Annotated in this window: 19 protein-coding genes; 7 read left to right on the forward strand and 12 right to left on the reverse strand. The window is 64.0% G+C overall.

The features are described 5' to 3' along the window. Positions 1–313: acetyltransferase (locus AC07UR_RS26225; RefSeq protein WP_494724409.1), on the forward strand; the 313-nt coding region annotated here is incomplete at its 5' end. Between the two features lie 30 nt (positions 314–343). On the opposite strand, the gene AC07UR_RS26230 is transcribed toward AC07UR_RS26225, so the two are convergent. The 6 genes from AC07UR_RS26230 to hutF all read right to left on the reverse strand — a co-directional run bounded on the left by AC07UR_RS26230 (position 344) and on the right by hutF (position 6,680). Further along, the gene (locus AC07UR_RS26230) at positions 344–928 is read right to left on the reverse strand and encodes a HutD/Ves family protein (protein ID WP_209791703.1); all 585 of its coding nucleotides are present in this window, start codon (positions 926–928) and stop codon (positions 344–346) included. Continuing rightward, on the reverse strand, positions 925–2,412 hold the full coding sequence (locus AC07UR_RS26235) for an HAL/PAL/TAL family ammonia-lyase (RefSeq protein WP_209791705.1): 1,488 nt from the start codon (positions 2,410–2,412) through the stop codon (positions 925–927). Before AC07UR_RS26235 ends, AC07UR_RS26230 begins: the two co-directional genes overlap by 4 nt. After that, entirely contained in the window at positions 2,405–3,232 is an 828-nt protein-coding gene (locus AC07UR_RS26240; RefSeq protein ID WP_209791712.1) for a quaternary amine ABC transporter ATP-binding protein, read from the reverse strand. The genes AC07UR_RS26235 and AC07UR_RS26240 overlap by 8 nt, the downstream gene beginning before the upstream one ends. Next, on the reverse strand, positions 3,225–4,082 hold the full coding sequence (locus tag AC07UR_RS26245) for an ABC transporter permease (RefSeq protein ID WP_077502802.1): 858 nt from the start codon (positions 4,080–4,082) through the stop codon (positions 3,225–3,227). The genes AC07UR_RS26240 and AC07UR_RS26245 overlap by 8 nt, the downstream gene beginning before the upstream one ends. 154 nt (positions 4,083–4,236) lie before the next feature. Then, positions 4,237–5,271, reverse strand: coding sequence for an ABC transporter substrate-binding protein (locus tag AC07UR_RS26250; RefSeq protein WP_209791714.1), 1,035 nt, complete (start codon positions 5,269–5,271; stop codon positions 4,237–4,239). Between the two features lie 35 nt (positions 5,272–5,306). Then, entirely contained in the window at positions 5,307–6,680 is a 1,374-nt protein-coding gene (hutF, locus tag AC07UR_RS26255; RefSeq protein ID WP_209791716.1) for a formimidoylglutamate deiminase, read from the reverse strand. A 138-nt stretch (positions 6,681–6,818) separates the two neighbouring features. Between hutF and hutC the strand changes: the two genes are divergently transcribed. Both hutC and AC07UR_RS26265 read left to right on the forward strand, forming a co-directional pair. Further along, positions 6,819–7,562, forward strand: coding sequence for a histidine utilization transcriptional repressor HutC (hutC, locus tag AC07UR_RS26260; RefSeq protein ID WP_173423801.1), 744 nt, complete (start codon positions 6,819–6,821; stop codon positions 7,560–7,562). Positions 7,563–7,624: 62 nt separating this feature from the next. Next, on the forward strand, positions 7,625–10,552 hold the full coding sequence (locus tag AC07UR_RS26265) for an aminotransferase (RefSeq protein ID WP_209791718.1): 2,928 nt from the start codon (positions 7,625–7,627) through the stop codon (positions 10,550–10,552). A gap of 21 nt (positions 10,553–10,573) precedes the next feature. On the opposite strand, the gene AC07UR_RS26270 is transcribed toward AC07UR_RS26265, so the two are convergent. The 5 genes from AC07UR_RS26270 to AC07UR_RS26290 are packed head-to-tail and all read right to left on the reverse strand — an operon-like array spanning position 10,574 to position 15,701. Further along, on the reverse strand, positions 10,574–11,893 hold the full coding sequence (locus AC07UR_RS26270; RefSeq protein WP_209791720.1) for an aspartate aminotransferase family protein: 1,320 nt from the start codon (positions 11,891–11,893) through the stop codon (positions 10,574–10,576). After that, a complete protein-coding gene (locus AC07UR_RS26275) occupies positions 11,893–12,714 on the reverse strand; it encodes an N-formylglutamate amidohydrolase (protein ID WP_209791721.1) in 822 nt (273 codons plus the stop codon). The genes AC07UR_RS26270 and AC07UR_RS26275 overlap by 1 nt, the downstream gene beginning before the upstream one ends. Positions 12,715–12,729: 15 nt before the next feature. Further along, positions 12,730–14,076: a glutamine synthetase family protein gene (locus AC07UR_RS26280; RefSeq protein WP_173423547.1), complete on the reverse strand. Its 1,347-nt coding sequence runs from the start codon at positions 14,074–14,076 to the stop codon at positions 12,730–12,732. A gap of 37 nt (positions 14,077–14,113) precedes the next feature. Further along, entirely contained in the window at positions 14,114–14,776 is a 663-nt protein-coding gene (locus AC07UR_RS26285) for a cysteine hydrolase family protein (protein ID WP_209791723.1), read from the reverse strand. A 43-nt stretch (positions 14,777–14,819) separates the two neighbouring features. Further along, on the reverse strand, positions 14,820–15,701 hold the full coding sequence (locus AC07UR_RS26290) for a MurR/RpiR family transcriptional regulator (protein WP_209791725.1): 882 nt from the start codon (positions 15,699–15,701) through the stop codon (positions 14,820–14,822). A 179-nt stretch (positions 15,702–15,880) separates the two neighbouring features. Between AC07UR_RS26290 and AC07UR_RS26295 the strand changes: the two genes are divergently transcribed. The 4 genes from AC07UR_RS26295 (at position 15,881) to AC07UR_RS26310 (ending at position 20,699) form a co-directional block, all read left to right on the forward strand. Then, a complete protein-coding gene (locus AC07UR_RS26295) occupies positions 15,881–17,758 on the forward strand; it encodes a branched-chain amino acid ABC transporter ATP-binding protein/permease (protein ID WP_209791727.1) in 1,878 nt (625 codons plus the stop codon). Positions 17,759–17,792: 34 nt separating this feature from the next. Continuing rightward, on the forward strand, positions 17,793–18,956 hold the full coding sequence (locus AC07UR_RS26300) for an ABC transporter substrate-binding protein (RefSeq protein ID WP_209791729.1): 1,164 nt from the start codon (positions 17,793–17,795) through the stop codon (positions 18,954–18,956). 91 nt (positions 18,957–19,047) lie between these two features. Then, positions 19,048–19,785 (forward strand): ABC transporter ATP-binding protein, encoded by a 738-nt coding sequence (locus tag AC07UR_RS26305; RefSeq protein WP_234903143.1) that lies wholly within the window; start codon positions 19,048–19,050, stop codon positions 19,783–19,785. Positions 19,786–19,811: 26 nt separating this feature from the next. Then, complete coding sequence (locus AC07UR_RS26310; protein ID WP_173423542.1) at positions 19,812–20,699, forward strand: branched-chain amino acid ABC transporter permease; 888 nt, start codon at positions 19,812–19,814, stop codon at positions 20,697–20,699. A gap of 478 nt (positions 20,700–21,177) precedes the next feature. Here AC07UR_RS26310 and AC07UR_RS26315 read toward each other — a convergent pair whose 3' ends face one another. Continuing rightward, complete coding sequence (locus tag AC07UR_RS26315) at positions 21,178–22,188, reverse strand: amino acid ABC transporter substrate-binding protein (RefSeq protein ID WP_209791731.1); 1,011 nt, start codon at positions 22,186–22,188, stop codon at positions 21,178–21,180. Between the last annotated feature and the right edge of the window lie 156 nt (positions 22,189–22,344).

Raw genomic sequence — 22,344 nt, forward strand, 5'->3', positions numbered from 1 at the left:
TGCCACCCACTATCTGCCGCAAGCCGAGCTCTGGATTGCTGCCGATGCAGACGATGTCGCGCTCGGCTTCATGGGCATGACCGGGGCGCAGATCGATTCCTTGTTTGTGCATGCCGATGCCCATGGCCGTGGCGTCGGCCGCGCGCTGGTTGCGCATGCGGCGGCGCTGCATCCGGTTCTGACCGTCGATGTCAACGAGCAGAATGCTTCGGGTGCAGGGTTCTATGCGCGCCTGGGGTTTGCCACCGTCGGCCGCTCGCCTGTCGATGACGACGGCAGGCCCTATCCTCTGCTGCACCTGCGCCGAACCTGACCCGGACGCAGACTGCCGGCTATTCCGGCGTCAGACGTTCTCTGCGGCATCGATCTCGATGAGGAACAGCGCGCAGTTTTCCGGGGTCTTCAAGGCTGCGGCAAGCGGCCCTGATACCAGCACGGCATCGCCGGCCGAGAGCGCAACGGTCTGGCCCTTGAGATCCAGCGACACGGCGCCGCGATGGCAAAAGATGAGGCTGGTTGCTGCTTCGCTCGCAAGCGAGCTTTCGCCCTCGACGTCCAGTCGGCGCACGCGATGAGCGAGCCTGCCCCGGCGGGTCATGACATTGAGGTCGACGATCGTGCCGTCGATCAGGGTGGCGGAGGTTGCGACGTCGGCGGGGAATGCGAGCGGTGCAGTTGCCTGCGTCAATGGCGCCCGATCTCGGCCTTCTATCGAAAGCGTCATGCCGTTGCCTTCGAGGATCGACAGGGTGCGGTCGATGCCGGGAAAGGCTGAGAACGGGCCGTCGCTGGCAACGGTTGCCATGCTCACCCGCCAGTCGAACTCCGAGAGCGACGCGCCCTCAGGGAAGACTGCAATCTCGATGGTTTCGCCGCCGCCGTTTTTCCAGGGCATGCGCTTGTGGCCGGAGGCGGGCAGGAGCTTCATGGCGTTCCTTCCTGAATGACGTGGCGCATGTGCTCGAAGTCCTCGTTCATCGGCCTGTCGTCGGCATAGTGGGGAACGGCGGTTCGGATGCGTCGGTAGAGCGTCTCGGTGCGCTTTGCCTTGGCCGTTGAGCGCGGCTGCAGGTCGTACGCCTGGGCGGCGGCGAGCAGCTCGATGGCAAGGATGCGCTCGAGATTGTCGACGATCGCCAGCGCCTTGAAGGCTGCGGGGGTCGCGTGCGTCAGGATATCCTCTTGCAGCGCCGAGGTGATGCCGCCGTCGAGGCTTGCGGGGGCCGCCAGCCGGCGGTTTTCCGCGGAAAGGGCGGCGGCCGTATACTGGGCGATCATGTAGCCGGAAGACACGCCGCCGTCGCCGGCGAGAAAGGCGGGCAGGCCGCTGACCAGCGGGTTGACCAGCCGGTCGATGCGACGCTCGGAGATCGCCGCGACTTCGGCGACGGCAACCGCGAGGCTGTCCATGGCAAGGCCGAGCGCGGCGCCGACCGCATGGGCTTGCGAATGCACTTCCGGCGCTTCCGGCGTGCCGGAGACGGCGGGGTTGTCGGTGACGCTTGCGAGCTCCCGGTTCACCACCTCGGCCACATGCTCGAAGGCGTCGCGGGCGGCACCATGCACATGCGGAACGGCGCGCAGGCTCAAGGGATCCTGCGTGCGCGTGCCGGCGCTTGCCTTGAGCATCGGGCTGTCTGCCAGGAAGTCGCGCAAGGTTTTGCCGACCGCCTGCAACCCCGGCGAATGGCGCAACGCTAAGGGCCCGGCGGCAAAGGTATTGGCCTGGCTGCCGAGGTTTTCATAAGTGAGCGCCGCTGCCGCATCCGCCCAGGCGAAGAGGCTTTGCGTGCGCGACAGCGCCAGCGCTGCGAGACCGGTGGCGCAGGGCGTGCCATTGACGAGGCTCAGGCCCTCCTTGGCCTGCAGGGCCAAGGGCTGAAGCCCAAGCCGGCGCAGCGCTTCTGCACCAGGGACGATTTCCCTGCCGTCGTTTACCGTGCCACGGCCGATCAGGACGAGGCCGATGGACGCGGCATGGGTGAGGTAGCCCACGGAGCCGCGCGACGGGATATTGGGGATGAGGCCGGCATTGAGCAGTGCAAGCAGCGCCTCGACCGTCTCGACGCGCACGCCGGAATAACCATGGGCGAAATTGGCGATCTGCGCGGCCATCACCGCCCGTGCTTCCGCCCGCCCCAGCGGTTCGCCGACGCCGCAGGCGTGGCTGAGGACGATGTTGCGCGACAGCGCTTGCTGGTTTTCCCTGTCGATGATGACATCGCAGAGCGCGCCGACACCGGTGTTGATGCCATAGCCGCGAATGCCGCGATCGACCAGCGCCTCGACCACGGCGCGCGCCTTGACGATGCGTTCGCGGGCCGCGTCAGAAAGCGTCAGCCGGGCGCCGTTGGCGGCCGCGGCGATATCAGTCCAGTCTGCCGGTCCATCAAGGGTGATGGTTTCAGTCATGCGCTTCCGGCCTTCCCTGGCGACGTTGGACGAAACGGGCGACGTAGTCGTTGGCGGGATTGTCGAGAATATCGTCCGGTGTCCCCACCTGCACCACCTGACCGTCCTTGAGGATGGCGATTTCCGAGCCGATGCGCAAAGCCTCGTCGAGATCGTGGGTGATGAAGACGATGGTCTTCGACAGGTTCTGCTGCAGCTGCAGCAGCTGGTCCTGCATGTCGGCGCGGATCAATGGATCGAGCGCGGAGAAGGCCTCGTCCATCAGGATGACGTCGGTATCGGCGGCAAGCGCCCGGGCAAGGCCGACGCGCTGCTTCATGCCGCCCGACAGCTGGTGCGGGAACTTGGCATCGTAGCCGGAGAGGCCCACGGTCTCGATCCATTTCATGCCGATGTCGCGGGCGTCGGCTTTGGAGATGCCGCGCACGCGCTGGCCGTAGACGACGTTCTGCAAGACGGTTCGATGCGGCATCAGGGCAAAGCTCTGGAACACCATGCTGACGCGGTGCATGCGGAAGGTGCGCAGCGCCTTGGCATCGAGATCGAGGATGTTGCTGCCATCAAAGGCGACCTCTCCGCTCGTCGGCTCGATCAGCCGGTTGATGTGGCGCACCAGCGTCGACTTGCCCGATCCCGACAAGCCCATGATGACGAAGATCTTGCCGGCGCCGATCGTCAGGCTGACGTCGTTGAGGCCGACGCTGCAGCCGGAGCGGGCGAGAATCTCGGCCTTGTCGAGGCCGTCTTTGGCCATGGCGAGGGCGGCCTTCGCGTCCTGCCCGAAGATCTTGTAGACGTTGCGGATCTCGATATCAGCCATTGCGGGGATCCTCCGTCCGGCTCTTGCCGAAACCTTGCGTGATGCGGTCGAGTACGATTGCCAGGATGACGATGCCGATACCGGCCTCCAGGCCCTTGCCGACGTCGAGTGTCTGGATGCCGTTCAGCACCTGTTCCCCGAGGCCACGCGCACCGATCATCGAGGCGACGACCACCATCGACAGCGCCATCATGATCGTCTGGTTGAGGCCGGCCATGATCGTCGGGGTGGCGAGCGGCAGTTCGACGCCGAAGAGGATCTGGTTGGGGCTGCCGCCGAAGGCGGTTGCCGCCTCGACGACCTCGTGATCGACCTGGCGAATGCCGAGATCGGTGAGACGGATCAGCGGCGGCACCGCATAGATGATCGTCGCCAGGATCGCCGGCACCTTGCCGAGACCGAAGAGCATCAGGGCCGGGATCAGATAGACGAAGCTCGGCATGGTCTGCATCACGTCGAGCACCGGAAGCGTAATGTTGCGCACCAGCCGGCTCTTGGCGACGAGGATGCCCATGGGCACGCCGATCGCCACCGATACCAACGTCGCCATCAACATCAGCGCCAGCGTCTGCATGGTGAGGTCCCAGAGACCAAGCACGCCAACGAAGAACAGGAGCGCCCCGACCGCGACCGTCAGCGTCCAGCGCTTGGAGCTTTGCCAGGCGAGCGCCATGAAGGCGAGGATGACGACCCACCAGGGCAGGCCGCGCAGGATCCACTCGATGAACAGCACGGCTTTCAGGATCACTGCGCTGATTGCCTTGAAGACCCAGCCATAGCTGCTGACCAGCGTCTGGATGAACTCGTTCACCGGCGCGCGGATGGAGAGATTGAGGGTATCCGGAAACATCGGATGTCGTTCCTTGCTCGGGCCAAGGGCGGGCGCAACGCTGCGGCCGATGGCGCTTGCCTCGGGATGTCGAAGGTCGGGCCGCGCGGATCCGATGAGACAGCCCTGTCTCAGACAGGGGCGCACCAGAGCCGCGTCGGCCGACCGAACGGACTTACTTCAGGCTGGCTTCGATCTTGCCGCGGGCCTCGTCGGAGACCCACTTGCCCCAGACATCGCCCTTGGTCTTCAGGAACTCGGCCGCTGCCGCCACTGCATCGACCTTCTGGTCGGTCATGTAGGCAAGGCTGCCGTTGACGTCTTCGAGCGGGAAGGTCGCCTTTTCGAGGATCGCGATGATCTCCGGGGCTTCCTGTGCGAACGTGCTGTTGACGCCGTAGGAGACGTCGACGGACGGGAAGGCGCAGCCTTCGTCGCGCTTGCCGGTGGCGCTCGAAAGCTCCTTCCAGCAGGCTTCGTTGTAGGCCGGCTCTTCCAGCTGCACGAGCTTGAATTTGCCCATGATCGCCGTCGGCGACCAGTAGTAGAACAGGATCGGTTCGCCCTGCAGATAGGCCGAGGTGATGGCGCTATCGAGTGCGGTGCCGGTGCCGGGGCGGAAGTTCACATAGGTCTCGCCGAGCTTGTAGGCATCGAGCTTGGCCGTGCTGACGCCTTCGCAGGTCCAGCCCGACGGGCAATTGAGGAAGCGGCCCTTGGACGGTTCCTCCGGATCGGCGAACAGCTCGACGATCTTGGCGTCGGACAGCTGCGAGACACTCTTCAGATCCGGGGCCTTCGCCTCGATGTTGCGGGAGGCGTCGCCCTTGATGACATATTCCGGAACGAACCAGCCTTCGCTGGCGCCGACGAAAGTCTTGCCGACGGCGACGACCTTCTTTTCCTCGACGGCCTTGTTCCAGATGTCGGAGCGGCCGAGCCATTCCTCGGCGAAGATCTGCACGTCGTTGTTGGCGGTTGCCTGCTCGAGCGTCACGGAGTTGCCGGGGATCGAGTCCACCTGGCAGTCGTAGCCCTTGGCGAGAATGGTCTTCATCACTTCGGTGATGAAGGCGCCGCTTTCCCAGTCGATGCCGGCGAAGGTGACGGTCTTGCCGTCGCCGCAATAGGAGGCGTTGGCGTTGCCGGTGGAGGCGGCGAGCATGAGGCCAGTGGCGGCGAGCGTGAGTTTCAGTTTGTTGATCGACATTAAGCTGTTCCCTGTTTTGATTTTGGCTTTGACGACTACTTCAGTTTCATGAGCACCCGCGCGAAGGCGCGGTCGATGTCTTCCTCCCGGTCGTGGCGTCCATTGCGGATCTTCCACTGTCCGGCGACCATGACGTCGCGGACGGTCTCGCCGCCAAGCGCAAACAGCCAGCGGTCGAGGATCTGATTGCCGCTTGCAGCGGCGATGTACGGATTGGCGCCGTCGAGCACGACGAAATCGGCGCGGGCACCGACGGCGATGCCCGATGTCTTCTGGCCGACGGCCTGGGCGCCGCCCTTGAGGGCCGCATCGAAAATCGTGTGGCCGACGGAGGCGCCGGGGCCCGCAAGGCGGTTGCGGCGGCGATCGCGCAGGCGCTGGCCGTATTCGAGCAGCCGCAATTCTTCGGCGGCGCTGGTTGCCACATGGCTGTCGGTGCCGATGCCGAGGCGCCCGCCTTCCGCCATGTAGTCGACGGCCGGGAAGATGCCGTCGCCAAGATTGGCTTCGGTTGCCGGGCAGAGACCGGCAACCGCGCCGGATCGCGCCAGTCGCTGCCGTTCGTCGTCCGTCAGGTGGGTGGCGTGGATCAGGCACCAGCGCTCATCGACCGGCATCTCGTCGAGCAGCCATTGAACCGGGCGACGGCCGCTCCAGGCAAGGCTGTCGTCCACTTCCTTGGTCTGCTCGGCGACGTGGATGTGGATCGGGCCTGCGACCGGCGCGCGTTCGAGGATCGTGCGCATCTCTTCCGGGGTCGCGGCGCGCAGCGAGTGGATGGCATAGCCGAGCGTCTGGCCGTTGTCGCGGCAGAGTGGCGCCAGTCGTTCGAGCAGCGCCAGGAAGCGATCGGGATCATGCAGGAAGGGGCGCTGGCCGGCATTCGGGGCGACGCCGCCGAAATTGGCGTGGGCGTAGAAGACCGGAAGATGGGTAAGCCCGATGCCGGTCGCTTTCGCAGCATTGAGAATGCGCAGCGACATTTCGGCCGGGTCTGCATGGGGCGTGCCATCGGCGGTGTGGTGCAGGTAGTGGAATTCGGCGACATGGCCAAAGCCGCCCTTCAGCATCTCCATGTAGAGCTTGGCGGCGATCGCCTCGACATCGTCGGGGTTCACGAGGCCGACGGTGCGGTACATTTCTTCCCGCCAGGTCCAGAAGCTGTCATCACCGCTGCCGGCCACTTCGGCAAGGCCCGCCATGGCGCGCTGGAAGGCGTGGGAATGCAGGTTGGCAAGGGCTGGAACCAGCGGTCCGGCAACGCGTTCGTCGCCATCGGCGATGGGCTGATCGGTCTTGATGGAGACGATCTCGCCTGTCTGATCAAGCGCAATGGCGACGTTCTGCGCCCAGCCGGTCGGCAGAAGCGCATGGTCGGCGAAGAGCCGGTTGACGGGAAAAGTTGCCATGTTGCGATTTTCCTGTACGTAGTTGTATATGGAACTATAGATATTTTGCTGTGGCGCGCAAGCGTGAAATGAACGAAAAGAATCATTGCCGGATACGCATGATTTGTTCGTGATCCGGAAAGGGCGGGGAAAATGCCGATAACGGCACTCAGACGAAGGATCGACATGGCGGCATTCGAGGACGGACCGGTGCCACGCTACGAGGCGGTGAAGCAGTTCATCCGCACCCGCATCGACAGCGGCGAATGGCCGGCACATCATCGCATCCCTTCCGAAAACGAGATCGTTGCCGATCTCGGCGTCAGCCGCATGACCGCAAACCGCGCGCTGCGGGAACTCGCAACCGAAGGCGCGATCACCCGCGTCCAAGGGGTCGGCTCGTTCGTCGCGGCCCACAAGGGCAGCACCGCGCTATTGGAAGTGCGCAATATCGCCGATGAAATCCGCGAGCGCGGCCATGCGCATACCTCGCGCATGACGCTGATGCAGGAAGAGGTGGCACCGTCGGAGATCGGTTATGCACTCGGGCTTGCGACCGGTGCGCGGGTTTTCCACTCGATCATGGTGCATTCGGAAAACGGCCTGCCGATCCAGATCGAGGACCGGTTCGTCAACCCGTCGATCTGCCCGAAATACATGGAGCAGGATTTCCGCGACATGACGCCGAACGCCTATCTGACGGCGGTGGCGCCGATCACCCGTACCGAACAGATCGTCGAGGCGGTTTCGCCGCAACCATGGGAATGCAAGCTGCTCGGCATCGACCGCAACGAGCCCTGCCTGATGATCCGGCGTCGTACCTGGTCGGACACCGCCAATGTGACGACGGCGCGCCTGCTCTATCCCGGGACGCGCTATCGCCTTGAAGGTATGTCGCAATAGTCGGGAGACCCGTTCGGTCGATTCGGAAGTCGGCATGGTGCCGGATGTGATGGAGGCGACATATGGTTCAAGACGCGCTGAAGCTTCGCACGGAATTGCCAAGGCCCGATGTCGCGCCTGACGACGCTGCGCGCATCCTCTTGGAACATTTCGGCCTCTCCGGCACCTTGAGCGAACTCGGCAGCCAGCAGGACCGCAACTACCGGATCGACACGGGCGAGGCCCGTTTTGTCCTCAAGATCTGCCGGGCAGCCTATGACCTGCAGGAACTGCAGGCCCAGAACGCCGCCTTGCTGCATCTCGCCCGCCAGGCAGGTTCGGTGCGTGCGCCGCAGGTGGTGCGTGCGCTCGACGGCAACGACATTGTCGAGACGACGGTGCGCGGCGAGGCCTATCGCGTTCGCCTGCTGACCTATCTCGAAGGCGTGCCGTTGACCCGCCGCAAGCATCTGAGCGCGGAAACGGTGGCAGCACTCGGCGATATCGCCGGACGGTTGGCGGTGGCGCTGCGTGATTTCGACCATCCGGGCCTTGACCGCGAGCTGCAATGGGACCTGAGGCATGCCGCCCCTGTCGCGCTTCACCTGCTTGCCGCCATGAACGACGAGGGGCTGAAGAAACGGATTGCCGAGGCCATGGTGGGCGCCATGCGCCGGCTTCAGCCGCTGACCGCCGACTTGCGCGTGCAAGCCATCCACCATGATGTCACCGACGACAATGTTGTCGGGCAACCGGATGCCGCGGGTCGAACGGTGCCGGACAGCGTCATCGATTTCGGCGACATTCTCAAAGGCTGGCTCGTCGCCGAACTGGCGGTCACCTGTGCCTCGCTGCTGCATCATGCCGATGGCGATCCGTTCTTCATCCTGCCGGCCATCAGGGCTTTTCATGCGGTTTGCCCGCTCGAGGAAAGCGAACTGAAGGCATTGTGGCCGCTGGTCGTTGCGCGCGCCGCGGTGCTGGTCGCCAGTTCCGAACAGCAGCTGACCATCGACCCTGACAATGCATACGTTCAGGGCAATGCCGCCCATGAACGTGAGATCTTCGACGTTGCCGTTTCCGTGCCGCCGGCGCTGATGCAGCAGGCGATCCTGCGCGCTGTCGATGCCGCGCCTGAAAAAACGCTGCCGGTGATCGGCGAAGGGTTGCTCGTCGAGATCGAGCCGGCCGGCGTGCGCCAGATCGACCTTTCCATCCTCAGCCCCTTGCTTCCCGAGGAACGGTGGCAGCACCAGGGCCTTCCGGCGTCACTGTTGCAGACGGCTGCGCATGCGATCGGCATGGCGTCCACCCGTTACGGCGAATATCGGCTGACCGAGAGTACGCTTCGCGCGTCGCGACCGACTTCGACCTTTGCGCTGCATGTCGATCTGTGCCTGCCTGTCGGCACTGTCGTCAGAGCGCCCTTTGCCGGCGGAACCGAATGGCATGACGGACGGGTGGTGCTGAACGGTCCTGCAGTCGTTCTCCATCTCACCGGACTGGAGCCGCCCGAGGACGCTGAGGAGACGGTTGCCGCCGGTGCGCCGGTCGGCACGGTGGTCGAGGCCGGCCACGGGCTTGGGCTGATGCGGGTACAGCTCTGCCGCGAACCGGGGTTGATCGCGCCATTGTTTGTCCCGGCCCATCAGGCCGAGGCCTGGCGCGTGCTCTGCCCGTCACCCTCTGGCATTCTCGGTTTCGACTGCGACGCGCCGGCGCCGCATTCGGCAGACCTGCTTGATCGCCGCCAGCAGCATTTCGCCAGGCCGCAGAAGAACTACTACAGCAAGCCGCCGCAGATCGAGCGCGGCTGGAAGGAGCACCTGTTCGACGTCGAGGGCAGGGCCTATCTCGACATGGTCAACAACGTGACGATCCTTGGCCACGGGCACCCAAGGCTGGCGGCAGCGGTCGGTCGGCAATGGTCGCTGCTCAACACCAATTCGCGCTTTCACTATGCGTCAGTTGCCGAGTTTTCCGAAAGGCTTGCAGCGCTTGCGCCTGACGGTCTCGACACGGTGTTCCTGGTCAATAGTGGCTCGGAGGCGAACGACCTTGCCTTGCGTCTCGCCTGGGCATTTTCCGGTGAGCGCAATGTCGTCAGCCTGCTCGAGGCTTATCATGGCTGGACGGTGGCGAGCGACGCGGTCTCGACGTCGATCGCCGACAACCCGCGGGCGCTTGAGACCCGTCCCGACTGGGTGCACGCTGTCGTCGCGCCCAATACCTATCGTGGACAATTCCGCGGCGCCGACACCACCGACACTTACGTGCGGTCGGTGGCGACCAAGCTGCGCGAACTGGAGGACGCAAGGGAAGGGCTTGCCGGCTTCATCTGCGAGCCGGTCTACGGCAACGCCGGCGGCATTCCCTTGCCGAAAGGCTATCTCGATGCCGTCTATGCCATGGTTCGCCAGCGTGGTGGCGTGTGCATCGCCGACGAAGTGCAGGTCGGCTATGGCAGGCTCGGCGACTATTTCTGGGGTTTCGAGGAGCAGGGCGTGGTGCCGGATATCATCACCATCGCCAAGGGCATGGGCAACGGCCACCCGCTCGGTGCCGTCATCACCAGGCGCGAGATTGCCGATGCGCTGGAGAAGGAAGGCTATTTCTTCTCGTCCTCCGGCGGCAGCCCGGTCAGCTCCGTCGTCGGCCAGACGGTGCTCGATCTCATCGAAGAAGAGAAGCTGCAGGAAAACGCCCGTGTCGTCGGCGGCTATCTCAAAACGAGGCTCGAAGCGCTTGCGCAACGGTTTCCGATCGTCGGTGCGGTGCACGGCATGGGGCTTTATCTCGGTGTCGAATTCGTGCGCGATCGCGACACGCTGGAGCCGGCGAGCGAGGAGACGGCCGCCATCTGCGACCGCCTGCTGGAGCTCGGGGTCATCATGCAGCCGACCGGCGATCACCTCAACGTCTTGAAGATCAAGCCGCCGCTCTGCCTCAGCCGCGAGAGCGCCGACTACTTCGCCGACATGCTGACGCGGGTGCTGGACGAGGGCTGGTAGGCAACGCCCCCCGTGCCGATCTTACCAGCCGGCAAAATCGGCAAGCGCAGCGTCCGAAACCCGGCCAGCTCTGACATCGCCGAAGGCGCGGTCGAGAATGTCGAGCGCCTGGTCAATCTCGGTGTCCGATATCGTCAGCGGTGGAGTCATCTCCAGCACGTTGGAGTTCATGCCGACGTAATAGAGGACGAGGCCGAGCTCATAGGCGCGATAGATCAGCTTGGCCGTTTCTCGTGATGCCGGTTCCCGGCTGCCGCTGTCGGCAATCAGTTCCACACCCGTGGCCAGGCCACGTCCGCGCACATCGCCGATCAGGGCGTGGCGTCCGGCAAGTTGCCGCAGACCTTCGCGCAGCCGTTCGCCCTTACGTTCGGCCGCCTGCGCCAGCCCCTCTCGCTCGATGGTTTCGAGGACGGCGAGGCCGGCCGCCGTCGAGACCGGGTTGCCGTGCAGGGTCTGCATCGCGAAGGCTGTGGCGCAGTCCAGGATCTCTGCCGCGCCGATTGCGGCGGACAGTGGCAGGCCGCCGCCCAGCCCCTTGCCGATCGTCAGGATATCGGGAACGAAATCCTCGTGTTCGAAGCAGTGCATCTTGCCGCTGCGGCCAAGCCCGACCTTCACCTCGTCGCAAACGACGAGAATGCCGTGCTGTCGGCACAGATCGGCGAATTTCTGGAAGAATCCTTTTGGCGGCACGATCAGCCCGCCGTCCGACTGGATCGGCTCGATGAAGGCGCAGCCAATCTTCTCCGGCGGTGCCGTGGTTGCGAACTGCTGTTTCAGGAGGTCGAGGATTGCGTCGCCGCTCGCATCGCCCTGGTAGGGTCGATAGGGGTCGGGGAAGGGCAGCAGGATCAGGCCTTCCGCCTTGGTCGCACCCGCCTGGACGCTGTGGCCGGAAAAGGCCATCGAACCCGTGGTGCAGCCGTGATAGGCGCCGACGAAGGAGATGACGCCGGTGCGGCCGGTCGCTTTAGCGATCGCCCGGAAGACCGCCTCGTTGGCATCCGAACCGGAATGGCCGAACCACACCTTGTTGCGTCCCTCGCCGGGGAAGAGGCCGAGCAGTTTTTCGGCAAGAGCGGTTGCCGGCGCATTGGCGGCCGACAGCACACTTGCGCCAGCCGGATTGGCGACGGCGCGCGAGACGGCCTCCACGAGTGCGGGATGGCCATAGCCGAGGCTTGCAGCCCCCCAGGCGCCGGAGAGGTCGATCAGTTCGCGGCCGTCCTCTTCCATGAGGCGTGCCCCATGTCCACCGGCGATGGCGAGCGGAAAGAACCGCAGCTTCTGCAGGTTGGCGATTGCCTGTCCGTCTCTGGCGTAGAGGCCTTCAGTCACTAGCGGCACTCCTCAAGGCTCGCCCGAAGACAACGGGTGAGACGCTCGCCCCAAGCGGCAACGCCTGTGTCGGTGTCGATCAGGTCATGCCGGACCTCGATCAGCACACCCGGCAACTTGCGCGTATCCGCATGCACCGGCACGGTATAATCTTCGTCCGGGTGAATGTTGTAGGGCTCGTTGTCGCCGATCGTCAGTTGCTCTTCGCTGCTCAAGCCACGGATCATCGATTGTGCGAAAGCCTCGGCGTCGCGATAGAGAATACCCGCCTGCCATGGCCGTGGCGTGCCGAAATAAACGGGCGTGAAACTGTGCACGCCGACGACGAACGGCTTCTCGCCCTTCGCTTCGAGCAGGTCGAGGCGTCGGGTTACCGCATCGGCGAAGGGTCTGAACAGCGTGTCCACACGTTGCCTGCGCTCAGCATCCGTGAGATCCCGGTTGGCCGGGATCTCCGTCGTTTCGCTGACTTCCGGGATGAAGGACGGTGCCGAAAGCGGGCGGTTGCAGTCGATCACCAGCCTCGAATAGTTGGTGAAGAACAGCGGCGCGTCGAGGCTGAGGCTTAAGTGCTGGGCGAGCGCCAGCGCGCCGATGTCCCAGGCGATATGGCGGCGGCGCTCGTGTTCGGGCAGGCCCATGTCGCCGAGTGCGCGCGGCATGCGGTTGGACGCATGCTCGCAGAGCAAAAGGAACGGCGACGTGCCGTCCGGGTTGAATACCGCATAGGGCGGCGGCTCGTCGATTGCCAGAAGCGGCTGGCGAGGGTCGTGCCGACCGCGTCGGGCGTCGGGGCTCTTGATGGCCGTTGTCGAAGTCATGGGAGCCTATCCGTATCAGTAGACGGCCGCGTAGCGGGCGCAGAGTTCATCGGGCGAGAGGCCATCGACGATCTCGATTTCCTTGCGCTTCATCGCGACGTAGCAATCGAGGAAGTCCTTGGCGAACCAGCCGGTCACCACCTTGTCTTCGGCAAGCGTTTCGAGTGCTTCCGGCAGGCTGGACGGCAGGCGACGGATGCCGAGCTTCTTCTGGTCCGCGTCGGAAAAATCCGATGGGTCCGAGTTGATCAGCGGCGGTTGTTCGAGCCCGGCGCGGATGCCTTCGAGGCCAGCCTTCAGCAGCACGGCCAACGACAGATGCGGGCTCGCGCAGGCGTCGGCGGCGCGGTATTCCATGTTGAACTGCTTGGCCGGGTTGCTGCCGGGAAGATCCAGCGTCGGGCAAATTCTCAACGTCGCCTCGCGGTTCTTCTCGCCGAGGCAGGTATAGGCCGCGCTCCAGTGATGCGGAACGAGCCGCATGTAGGACAGCACCGACGGGGCGGTGAAAGCAGTCAACGCCGGCAGGTGGCGGATGACGCCGGCGGCAAACGAACCGGCGACCTTCGATAGTCGACCGGGGCGCGACGCGTCGAAGGTGACCGGGTTGCCGTCAAGATCCGTGAAGCTCACATGCAGGTGCACGCCGTTACCGACGCCGTTTGCGCTCGTCTTCGGCGCAAAGCTCGCGTTCCAGCCGAACAGCGCTGCCACTTCCTTGGTGATGGCGCGGATCGTCGCGCCGCGGTCGGCCGCCGTCAGTGCATCCGCAGGCCGGCAGGTGATCTCGAACTGGTCCTTGCCGTATTCCGGCAGGAACATTTCCGGCTCGGCACCCGCCTCTTGCAGCGCCGTCATCAGCAGCGGGCCGAAGGGGTCGGCACGGCGCTCGGCGCGCAGGCCGAAGGATGGCGCGTCGGGCCAATCGACGCCGAGAAGCTGGAATTCCTGCTCGACGGCGGAGATGACCTTTAGCCCCGCCTCGCGCTCGAACTCCTCAAGCGTGCGCTTGAGGAAACTGCGCACGCAGCACTCCCAGGGGTCGCCTTTGAGGTCGGTGATATCGGAATGATAGAAGTGCAGCGGCGTGACGTCGGGCAGGCAGGTGACGCGCGCCTTGCTCGCCGGGTCGGCCATCAATCGGAGGTCGCCGGAAGAACCCCAGGGATTGTTCTCGGCGATCTGGTCGAACGGCGTCAACGCCAGATTGGCCGGGACCCAGCCGACGCCCTTGCGCAGATAGTCGTCGATCTGCGAGGCGGCGAAGCTGCGGCCGCGGGTGATGCCGGCGATATCGGTGGTGACGAAGGTTGCGAGTTCCGTCAGTGCGGAGTGCGCCTTGCCGTTGTTGGTCTCGGTCATGAATTCCCCCTCTTGTCTCAAGATCTTCGGCGATGGCTCAGGCCTGGCGCAGGCCCTGAATGCGGCTGACGACAGTGTCGGTATCGGTGGTCCAGCAGTAGCCGGAATAGGCGCGAAGGGCGCCTTCGTGGCGCTCGGGGCTGTAGGTCGCACAAGCGTCGTTGACGACGGTGACGAGGTAGCCGCGATCGGCCGCATCACGCACTGCCATGTCGACGCACTGGTCGGTGATGACGCCGGCGATGATCAGGTAGCGGGTGTTGAGATTGCGCAGGATGTAATCGATGTTGGTGGAGTTGAAGACGCCAGACGAGGTCTTCGGCAGCACGATCTCGTTGTCGATAGGCGCCAGCTCCGGAATGACCTGACCTTCGGGCGAGCCCTTCGGCACATGCATGTCGGACAGTTTATGGTCGAGCGAGCGGTCGCGACCGTCAAGCGTCAGGCTCTCGATGATGGTGTGCAGCACTTCGCAGCCCGCAGCGCGGGCGGCCTCCAAGATGCGGACCTGGTTGGGGATCACCGTCTGGCGCAGCCGCTTGTGATAATAGCTGTCGGCGTCCTGCGGGTGGGTCGGATCGAGATTGGGTTCGCACCAGATGCGCTGCATGTCGACGAACAGCACTGACGTGCGGCCGCGCTCGTAGTCGCTTTCGCGTCTCAGCATGTCGTCCCCGACCTTCACTGTAACGGCACTCATTCGGATTCTCCTCGGTTGTGGTTCTGGCCTTGCGGCAGGCGTGTCAGCGGCCGTCGTCGACGTTCGGGTTGAGAGCGTCTTCGGTGATGGCGTAGCCGCGGCGCAGCTCCTCCATCTTCTCGATGCGGGCACGGGATTGGGTGGCGAGACGGGCCGTCAGCGCCGCGATCAGCGCTTCCGTCTGGGCGATTGCCGGCACCATCGTGTCATAGGGCGAGACCGTATCGACCGGCGCCGTCAGTGTGACGGTGGCAAAATCGGCGATAGGCGAAAGCCACCGGTCGGTGAAAAGCACGATACGGGCGCCTTGTGCGGCCGCCTGCCGGGCGAAGCGAATGGTGTCGTTCTGGTAGCGGCGGTAATCGTAGACGAACAGCACGTCGCGCTTGCCGAGATCGACGAGCTGATCGACTTGGTCGGCCTGGCTGCCGTTGATCCAGCGGGTTTCGCCCCTGAGCTGCTTCATATGCGACCAGAGCAGGCCGGCGAGAAAGCCGCTGAAACGTCCACCGAGGCAATGCGCTCGCGCGCTCGTGTCGGCGGCTGCGTCGACGGCTGCCTCGAAATCCTCCGACGGCAGCATCTGCATCGAGGCTTCGAGCGCATGGATGCTGGCGCGCAGGAAGTACTGGTAGAAATTCTCCTGCTCCAGCGACGGCCGTCGCTCGTCGAGCATCGACAGCGGCGAGCTCATGCGCTCCTGAACTTCGCTGAGCAATGCCTTCTGAAATTCCGGATAACCCTCGAAGCCGAGCGTGTTGGCAAAGCGCACGACGGTCGGATTGCTGACCCCCGCCGAGGAGGCCAGATAGGCAACGGTATTCAGTCCCGCTGCCGGATAATTCGCCAGCAGCTGTCGCACGATCTTCAGTTCCGATCGTGTGAAGGTGATGGTTCCGTCTGTCAGTCGATCCCGGATTGCCACGATTTCCGCCTCCCAAAAACGATGGCTTGAACCCCGATTTCTAATTTTTGTTACATAATTGCTAGCAGAGAATGTTTTTTGAAACAAGATTGACATTTGATCGAGATGGGATAACTTTCATTTCGGGAACTGGCCCGAGCCAAAAATGAACGGCGGGCCGACAAATCGGGGGAATGCAGATGGTTCGCGTCAGGCGAGAAACCGTCGTCGGTATCCTTTTAACGTCGTTGCCGCTGCTGGTGGCTGCTGCCGTCGCCTCGTCGGTCTTTCCGGGCAGCGGCGAGCGCCTCGTGACGCTGTTCATGATCAACGTGATCGCGGTGCTCGGCATCGGCATGTATGCCGGCAATTCCGGCATCGTTTCCTTCGGCCATGTCGGCTTCATGGCGATCGGTGCCTATGCGTCCGGACTACTGACCATCAACCCGATCGTTCAGAAGACGGCACTGCCGCATCTGCCGGAATGGTTGGCCGGCATCGACATGTCGTTCCTGCCGGCCCTTGCCGTGGCGCTGGTGGTGGTGGCGCTGGTCGCCGTTCTGATCGGCATCCCGGTCGCGCGCCTTGCCGGTTCATCGGCGTCTATCGCGACGCTCGGCTTTCTTGTCATCGTCCATGTGGTGTTGGTCGCCTCGACCGACATCACTCGCGGCAGCCAGACCTTCTTCGGCATTCCGCGCGCGGTCAACCTGTGGGTGGCGCTGCCTTTTGCCATCGCCGCAATTGCTGTTGCGCGTCTCTATCGGGACTCGAGCGCCGGCCTGAAGCTCCGGGCGTCACGCGAGGACGAGATCGCCTCGACGGCTGTCGGGGTCAACGTCAAGCTCCATCGTTTCATCGGCTGGGTGCTTGGCGCCATTCTGGCGGGGGCCGCCGGCGCGCTGCTGGCGCATTTCCTCGGCGCCTTCTCACCCAAGGATTTCTACTTCAACCTGACCTTCGTGCTGCTCGCCATGCTGATCCTCGGCGGCGTCACCACCGTATCGGGTGCCGTCGGCGGCACGGCGGTGATCATGCTGATCGTCGAGCTTCTGCGTAAACTCGAAGGCGGCGTCGACCTCGGCTTCGTCACGCTGCCGACCGTTTTCGGCCTGACCGATATCGGCATCGGCGTCGCGATCCTGGTGGTGATGTACCGGTTGCAGGACGGGCTTTTCGGTGTCCGGGAGCTAGACGAGCGTCTCGGCTGGCTGAAGCGCCTCGCCGCCAAGCCTGCGGTATCGTCTGACGGTGCGCAAAAGATTGCGCCGATCCCGGCAGGTGGAACGCTCAAGGTCGAAAATCTCGGCAAGAAATTCGCAGGCCTCGTTGCGCTGGAAAATGCCAATTTCGAGATCAAGCCTGGCCTCGTCACTGGCCTGATCGGCCCGAACGGCGCCGGCAAGTCGACCCTGATCAATAGCGTTTCCGGCGTCGTGCCGCCCTCGAGTGGACGCGTGCTGATCGACGGCCGGGATATCGCGTCGCTGCCTGTTTACGCCGTTCCCGTCGCCGGCCTTGCGCGCACGTTCCAGAACATTCGTCTGTTCAAGAACCTGACCGTGCTTGAAAACGTCACGGTGGCGGCAAGCGCGCTGAAGGGCAACGGCGAGGACCCGATGGAAAGCGCCCGGCTGGTGCTGGCCGAGGTCGGGCTCGACGGCTTTGCCGATCAGCTCGCCGGCACGCTCTCCTATGGTGCGCAGCGTCGTCTCGAGATTGCCCGCGCGCTGGCGCTGAAGCCGCGTTACCTGCTGCTCGACGAGCCGGCGGCCGGCATGAACCCGGCCGAAACGCAGGAGCTGATGCATGTGCTCGACCGCATCCGCACGAAGTACCGCCTCGGCCTGCTCGTCGTCGAGCACGACCTGAAACTGATCATGCGGCTCTGCGATATCGTCGTGGTCCTCAACAAGGGCCAACAGATCGCCATCGGCACGCCGGCGGAAATCCAGGCCAATCCGGCCGTGATCGAAGCCTATATCGGCCGTCGCCGCTCGGCGGGGCAGGCAAAACGCGAAGCTGTCGAGGCCGGAGGCCTCCAGCCGAGTGCAAGCGGTCTTCAAAATCCAGCTTGATCAGCAAACGAAATCAGAAAGAGGGAGCTTACCGATGAAATCCAGTCTCAGGACATTGTGCCTCACCACCGTTCTTGGCGGCTTCGCGCTGTCGCCGCTGCCGGCATTCGCCGAGGATCTGGTGATCGGCCTTGCCACCGCCCAGACCGGCGGCCTTGCACCCTATGACCAGCCGTCGCTGAAGGGCCTGGAAATGGCGGTCGAGGAAATCAATGCGGCCGGCGGTGCTGCCGGCAAGTTCCCGATCAAGCTCGTTGCCAAGGACACCCGCTCGGATGCTGCACAGACCGCGCTGGTGGCGCAGGAACTGGTCGACCAGGGCGTCAAGATCATGATCACCCCCTGCGACGCCGATCCGTCGATCGCTGCCGGCCAAGTGACGCAGGCTGCCCAGATCCCGGCCTTCTCGTTCTGCGCCACGACCCCGACCATGCCGCTTGCTGTCGGCGACTACATGTTCGGCAACTATCCGGCCGACAACGTCCAGGCCTCGGTGCTTGCCACCTACGCCGTCGAGAAGGGCTACAAGAAGGCCTATATCCTCAAGTCCCCCGACAGCGCCTATACGCTGAAGCTTCCGGAATATTTCGGTGTAGCCTTCAAGGCCAAGGGCGGCGAGCTTCTGGGCGAAGGTACCTTCAGCATGGGCCAGCAGGATTTTGGTGCTGAAGTCACCAAGATCAAGGCTATGAACCCGGCGCCCGACGTGATCATGACGGCTGCCTACGAGCCCGATTTCCCGGCCTTCATCCGTCAGCTGCGTGGCGCCGGCGTCACCATCCCGATCCTCGGCAGTGACGGCATCGATTCGCCGACCACCTTCGGCCTTGGCGCGACCGTCGACGGCGTGGTCTTCACTACGGCCGGCTTTGCCAGCGAGGGCAGCCCGCTCGCCGACTTCAACGTCAAGTACAAGGAGAAGTTCGGCCAGGAGCCGGATACGGTCTACATCGCCAACGGCTACGATCTCGGCAAGGTGATCGACGCAGCGGTGACCGAAGCCAACAGCACTGATCCGGTCGCTATCCGCAATGCCATCGCCTCGCTCGAAAACGTCCAGGGCGTCACCGGCCCGATCAGCTACGCCGGCACGCAGGGCATGCCGCTGCGCTCGGTGTCGCTGGTGCGCATCGGAGGCGGCAACCGCGAGCTGATTAGCCAGGGTGTTCCGGCCGCAGCCGACATCCCGGCTCCCTGAACTGTCGCCGCTTGCGATCTCCGGCGAGGGTGCCGGAGATCGATCGGCCGGAGACGGCCGTCTCGCAATCCATGGCAAGGACTTTGCCCCGATGATGCACAGTGAAATTCCCGCGCAGAAACCGCTGCTCGAAGTCAGTGGCCTCAAGGTCGCCTATGGTGCCGTCGAGGCGCTGAAGGGTGTCGACCTCACCGTCGGCAAGGGCCAGATCGTTACGCTGCTCGGCGCCAATGGCGCCGGCAAGAGCTCGACTTTGAATGCGCTGGTGGGGCTGGCAGCCAAGAGGGCAGGGCGAGTGTCGTTCAATGGCCAGGACATTTCCGGCCTGCCGCCGGAACAGATCGTCCGGCTCGGCATGACGCTGACGCCTGAAGGGCGGCGCATCTTTCCGAGCCTGACGGTGGACGAGCACCTGCTGCTCGGCGGCGCCATGCACAAGGCGCGGGGTGCTATCTCCGAAGTGCGCGAAGACATGCTTTCGCGCTTCCCGATCCTGAAAGAACGTCTCAGCCAGAAGGCCGGTTCGCTGTCCGGTGGCGAGCAGCAGATGCTGGCGATCGCGCGTTCGATGATGTCTTCGCCCGACCTCTTGTTGCTCGACGAGCCTTCGCTTGGGCTCGCGCCGCAGGTTGTCGACCTGATCTTCGACCTGATCGCCGGCCTGCGCCAGAAGGGCCTGACCATCCTGCTGGTCGAACAGAACGTCGCGCTGTCGCTTGAAATCGCTGACGCCGGCTACGTCATGGCGAATGGCCGCATCGTGCTCTCCGGCACTGCCGCCGAGCTTCGCAATTCAACCGAAATCCAGGGCGCCTATCTCGGCGCCTGAGGCCCGGGGGCAAAGAGGTCACGACAATGGACATGTTCCTGCAGCAGTTGGTCAATGCGCTCAGCCTCGGCGGCACCTATGCGCTTCTCGCGCTCGGGCTTGCGGTCGTCTTCTCGATCATGGGGCTGATCAATTTCGCCCATGGCGAGTTGATGACGGCAGCCGGCTACGGCCTGTGCTTCGCGCTGCTGCTCGGCCTGCCGTTCCCGCTCGCCGTCTTCGGCGCGCTGATGATCGCCGTCGTGCTTGCCATGCTGATGGAGCGCGTCGCCTTCCGGCCGGTGCGCGGTGCCAGCGGCACCACGCTGCTTCTGACCAGCTTTGCAGTCAGCGCCATCCTGCGTGTCATCTTCCAGAATTTCATCTCTGCGCGGCCGAAGCCCGTGCCGATGCCGGAGAGCTTTTCCGGCACGATCGAGATCGGCGGCCTACATCTCGGCCTCATCCAGGGTACCTCGATCCTCGTCACCGTCATTATGCTCGTCGGGCTCAATCTGTTCCTGCGCACCACCGTTCTCGGTCGGGCTATGCGCGCGGCATCCGAGGATTTCGCCATCGTCCGGCTGATGGGCATTCGCGCCAATGCCGTGGTTGCAACCGCCTTTGCCATTTCCGGGCTGCTCGCGGGTGTTGCCGGCATTCTCTGGGTGGCGCAGCGCGGCAGCGTCGATCCGTTGATGGGCTTCCTCCCGGTTCTCAAGGCGTTCATCGCCGCGATCATCGGCGGGCTCGGCAGCCTTTCCGGTGCCGTTGCCGGCGGCTTCCTGCTCGGCTTCATCGAGGTGTTCCTGCAGGCCTATCTGCCGGAAAGCCTGCTCAGCTACCGCGATGCCTTCACCATCCTGCTCGTCATCGGTGTGCTTCTCTTCGCGCCGCAGGGCCTGCTTGCACGCAAGACAATCGTCAAGCTCTGAAGGGCTTGCGGCCTACTGGTTGGAAACGCCGGCGGATCACGGACCCCGCTGTTTGAACAAGACCGTCCCACTCCCTCATTCCGGCCTTGTGCCGGAATCCAGTGGCCCGACGTCGGTCGGGCCGAAGGACTTTCCAGCCCAAGGACTTGGGCTGGTCCCGCAGTTCCTATGGAACTGCTAGAGATTTCTGTCACAAGCACAGAAATGAGGGGTCTTGTGGTCCGACTGCTGATTTCCCGATCTTGCCGTGATGAGGGATACTTGTCGATCGTCGCCGCGCGGTCCGGCCCTCCAGCGCCCTTGGAAAGCTGCCGCTGGGACGTTACGCCAAGGCCTTGCTCTGGAAAGACAGAATACTGTCGTCTTTCGCCAAATTCCGGAAACAAAAAACGCCGCGGTGAGGGCCGCGGCGAGTTGGTTGGCTGGTCTGTTGGTTGGCGCAGTTCCGGGGAAAGGCCTTCCCCGGATTTGCTTTGGATCAGCGCGCCGGCGGCGCGTACATCAGGCCGCCCTGGTTCCAGAGCTTGTTGAGGCCGCGGTCGATCTTGAGCGCGCTGTCCTTGCCGAGGTGCTTTTCGAACACTTCGCCGTAGTTGCCGACGGCGGAGATCGCCTGGAAGGCCCAGGTCGGCCCGAGACCCAGAGCCTTGCCGGCTTCGTTGTCGATGCCGAGGAAGCGCTTCTGGCCGACCGTACCGCTCTCCTGCATCTTCGTCGCATTCTCCTTGGTGATCCCAAGCTCTTCGGCTTCGATCATCGCGAACAAGGTCCAGCGCACGACCTTGAACCACTGCTCGTCGCCCTGGCGCACGGCCGGGCCAAGCGGTTCCTTGGAGATGACTTCGGGCAGGACGACGAAGCGGTCCGGGTCGTTCAACGTCAGACGCTGCGCGTAGAGCGCCGAGGCGTCGGTCGAGTAGACGTCGCAGCGTGCCGTGTTGAAAGCCTGGATCGTCTGGTCGGGCTTTTCAAATGCGATGACCTGGTACTGGATGTTGTTGGAGCTGAAGTAGTCGGCCATGTTCTGCTCGGTGGTCGTGCCTGTTTCCGTGCAGACTGAGGCGCCCGAGAGTTCCTTGACACTTTTCACGCCAAGGTCGTTGCGCACCATGAAAGCCTGGCCGTCATAGTAGTTGACGCCGACGAAGCTCATGCCGAGATCGCTGTCGCGCGACAGTGTCCAGGTGGTCTGGCGCGAAAGCAGGTCGACTTCGCCCGACTGCAGCGCGGTGAAACGCTCCTTGGTCGAGAGCGGCACGTACTTCACCTTGTCCGGGTTGCCGAGTGTTGCAGCTGCGACCGCGCGGCAGAAGTCGATGTCGAAGCCGCTCCACTCGCCCTTGTCGTTCGGCGCGGAAAAGCCGAGCACGCCCTGGCTGACGCCGCAGCGAAGTTCGCCGCGTTCCTTGACCACATCGAGTGTGGTGGCGCTGGCAGCCGTTCCGGCGAGAAACGCCGCACTCGCAAGCGCTAGAATTGCTGATTTCATTGTCCTGTTCTCCTCTTGTTATGCTGTTATGAAGGCATGCGTCTTCGCTGCCGGGGCGCGTGTGCATCCCGGCCAACTGGCAGTCTTTTCGGCGGTATCGAGCTCGGCCTTTAGAGCGTTTCCGATTTAGACGGAAACACAGAAACGCTCTATGTC

The organism is Ensifer sp. GW821-FHT05G01 (genome assembly GCF_059419585.1).

Excerpts from the sequence above, each read along its gene's own strand:
- AC07UR_RS26245 (WP_077502802.1), bottom strand. The coding sequence starts at position 4,082 with ATGTTTCCGGATACCCTCAATCTCTCCATCCGCGCGCCGGTGAACGAG.
- AC07UR_RS26240 (WP_209791712.1), bottom strand. The coding sequence starts at position 3,232 with ATGGCTGATATCGAGATCCGCAACGTCTACAAGATCTTCGGGCAGGAC.
- AC07UR_RS26305 (WP_234903143.1), top strand. The coding sequence starts at position 19,048 with ATGATGCACAGTGAAATTCCCGCGCAGAAACCGCTGCTCGAAGTCAGT.
- AC07UR_RS26280 (WP_173423547.1), bottom strand. The coding sequence starts at position 14,076 with ATGACCGAGACCAACAACGGCAAGGCGCACTCCGCACTGACGGAACTC.
- AC07UR_RS26310 (WP_173423542.1), top strand. The coding sequence starts at position 19,812 with ATGGACATGTTCCTGCAGCAGTTGGTCAATGCGCTCAGCCTCGGCGGC.
- AC07UR_RS26250 (WP_209791714.1), bottom strand. The coding sequence starts at position 5,271 with ATGTCGATCAACAAACTGAAACTCACGCTCGCCGCCACTGGCCTCATG.
- AC07UR_RS26315 (WP_209791731.1), bottom strand. The coding sequence starts at position 22,188 with ATGAAATCAGCAATTCTAGCGCTTGCGAGTGCGGCGTTTCTCGCCGGA.
- AC07UR_RS26295 (WP_209791727.1), top strand. The coding sequence starts at position 15,881 with ATGGTTCGCGTCAGGCGAGAAACCGTCGTCGGTATCCTTTTAACGTCG.
- AC07UR_RS26230 (WP_209791703.1), bottom strand. The coding sequence starts at position 928 with ATGAAGCTCCTGCCCGCCTCCGGCCACAAGCGCATGCCCTGGAAAAAC.
- AC07UR_RS26265 (WP_209791718.1), top strand. The coding sequence starts at position 7,625 with ATGGTTCAAGACGCGCTGAAGCTTCGCACGGAATTGCCAAGGCCCGAT.
- AC07UR_RS26300 (WP_209791729.1), top strand. The coding sequence starts at position 17,793 with ATGAAATCCAGTCTCAGGACATTGTGCCTCACCACCGTTCTTGGCGGC.
- hutF (WP_209791716.1), bottom strand. The coding sequence starts at position 6,680 with ATGGCAACTTTTCCCGTCAACCGGCTCTTCGCCGACCATGCGCTTCTG.
- AC07UR_RS26235 (WP_209791705.1), bottom strand. The coding sequence starts at position 2,412 with ATGACTGAAACCATCACCCTTGATGGACCGGCAGACTGGACTGATATC.
- AC07UR_RS26285 (WP_209791723.1), bottom strand. The coding sequence starts at position 14,776 with ATGAGTGCCGTTACAGTGAAGGTCGGGGACGACATGCTGAGACGCGAA.
- AC07UR_RS26275 (WP_209791721.1), bottom strand. The coding sequence starts at position 12,714 with ATGACTTCGACAACGGCCATCAAGAGCCCCGACGCCCGACGCGGTCGG.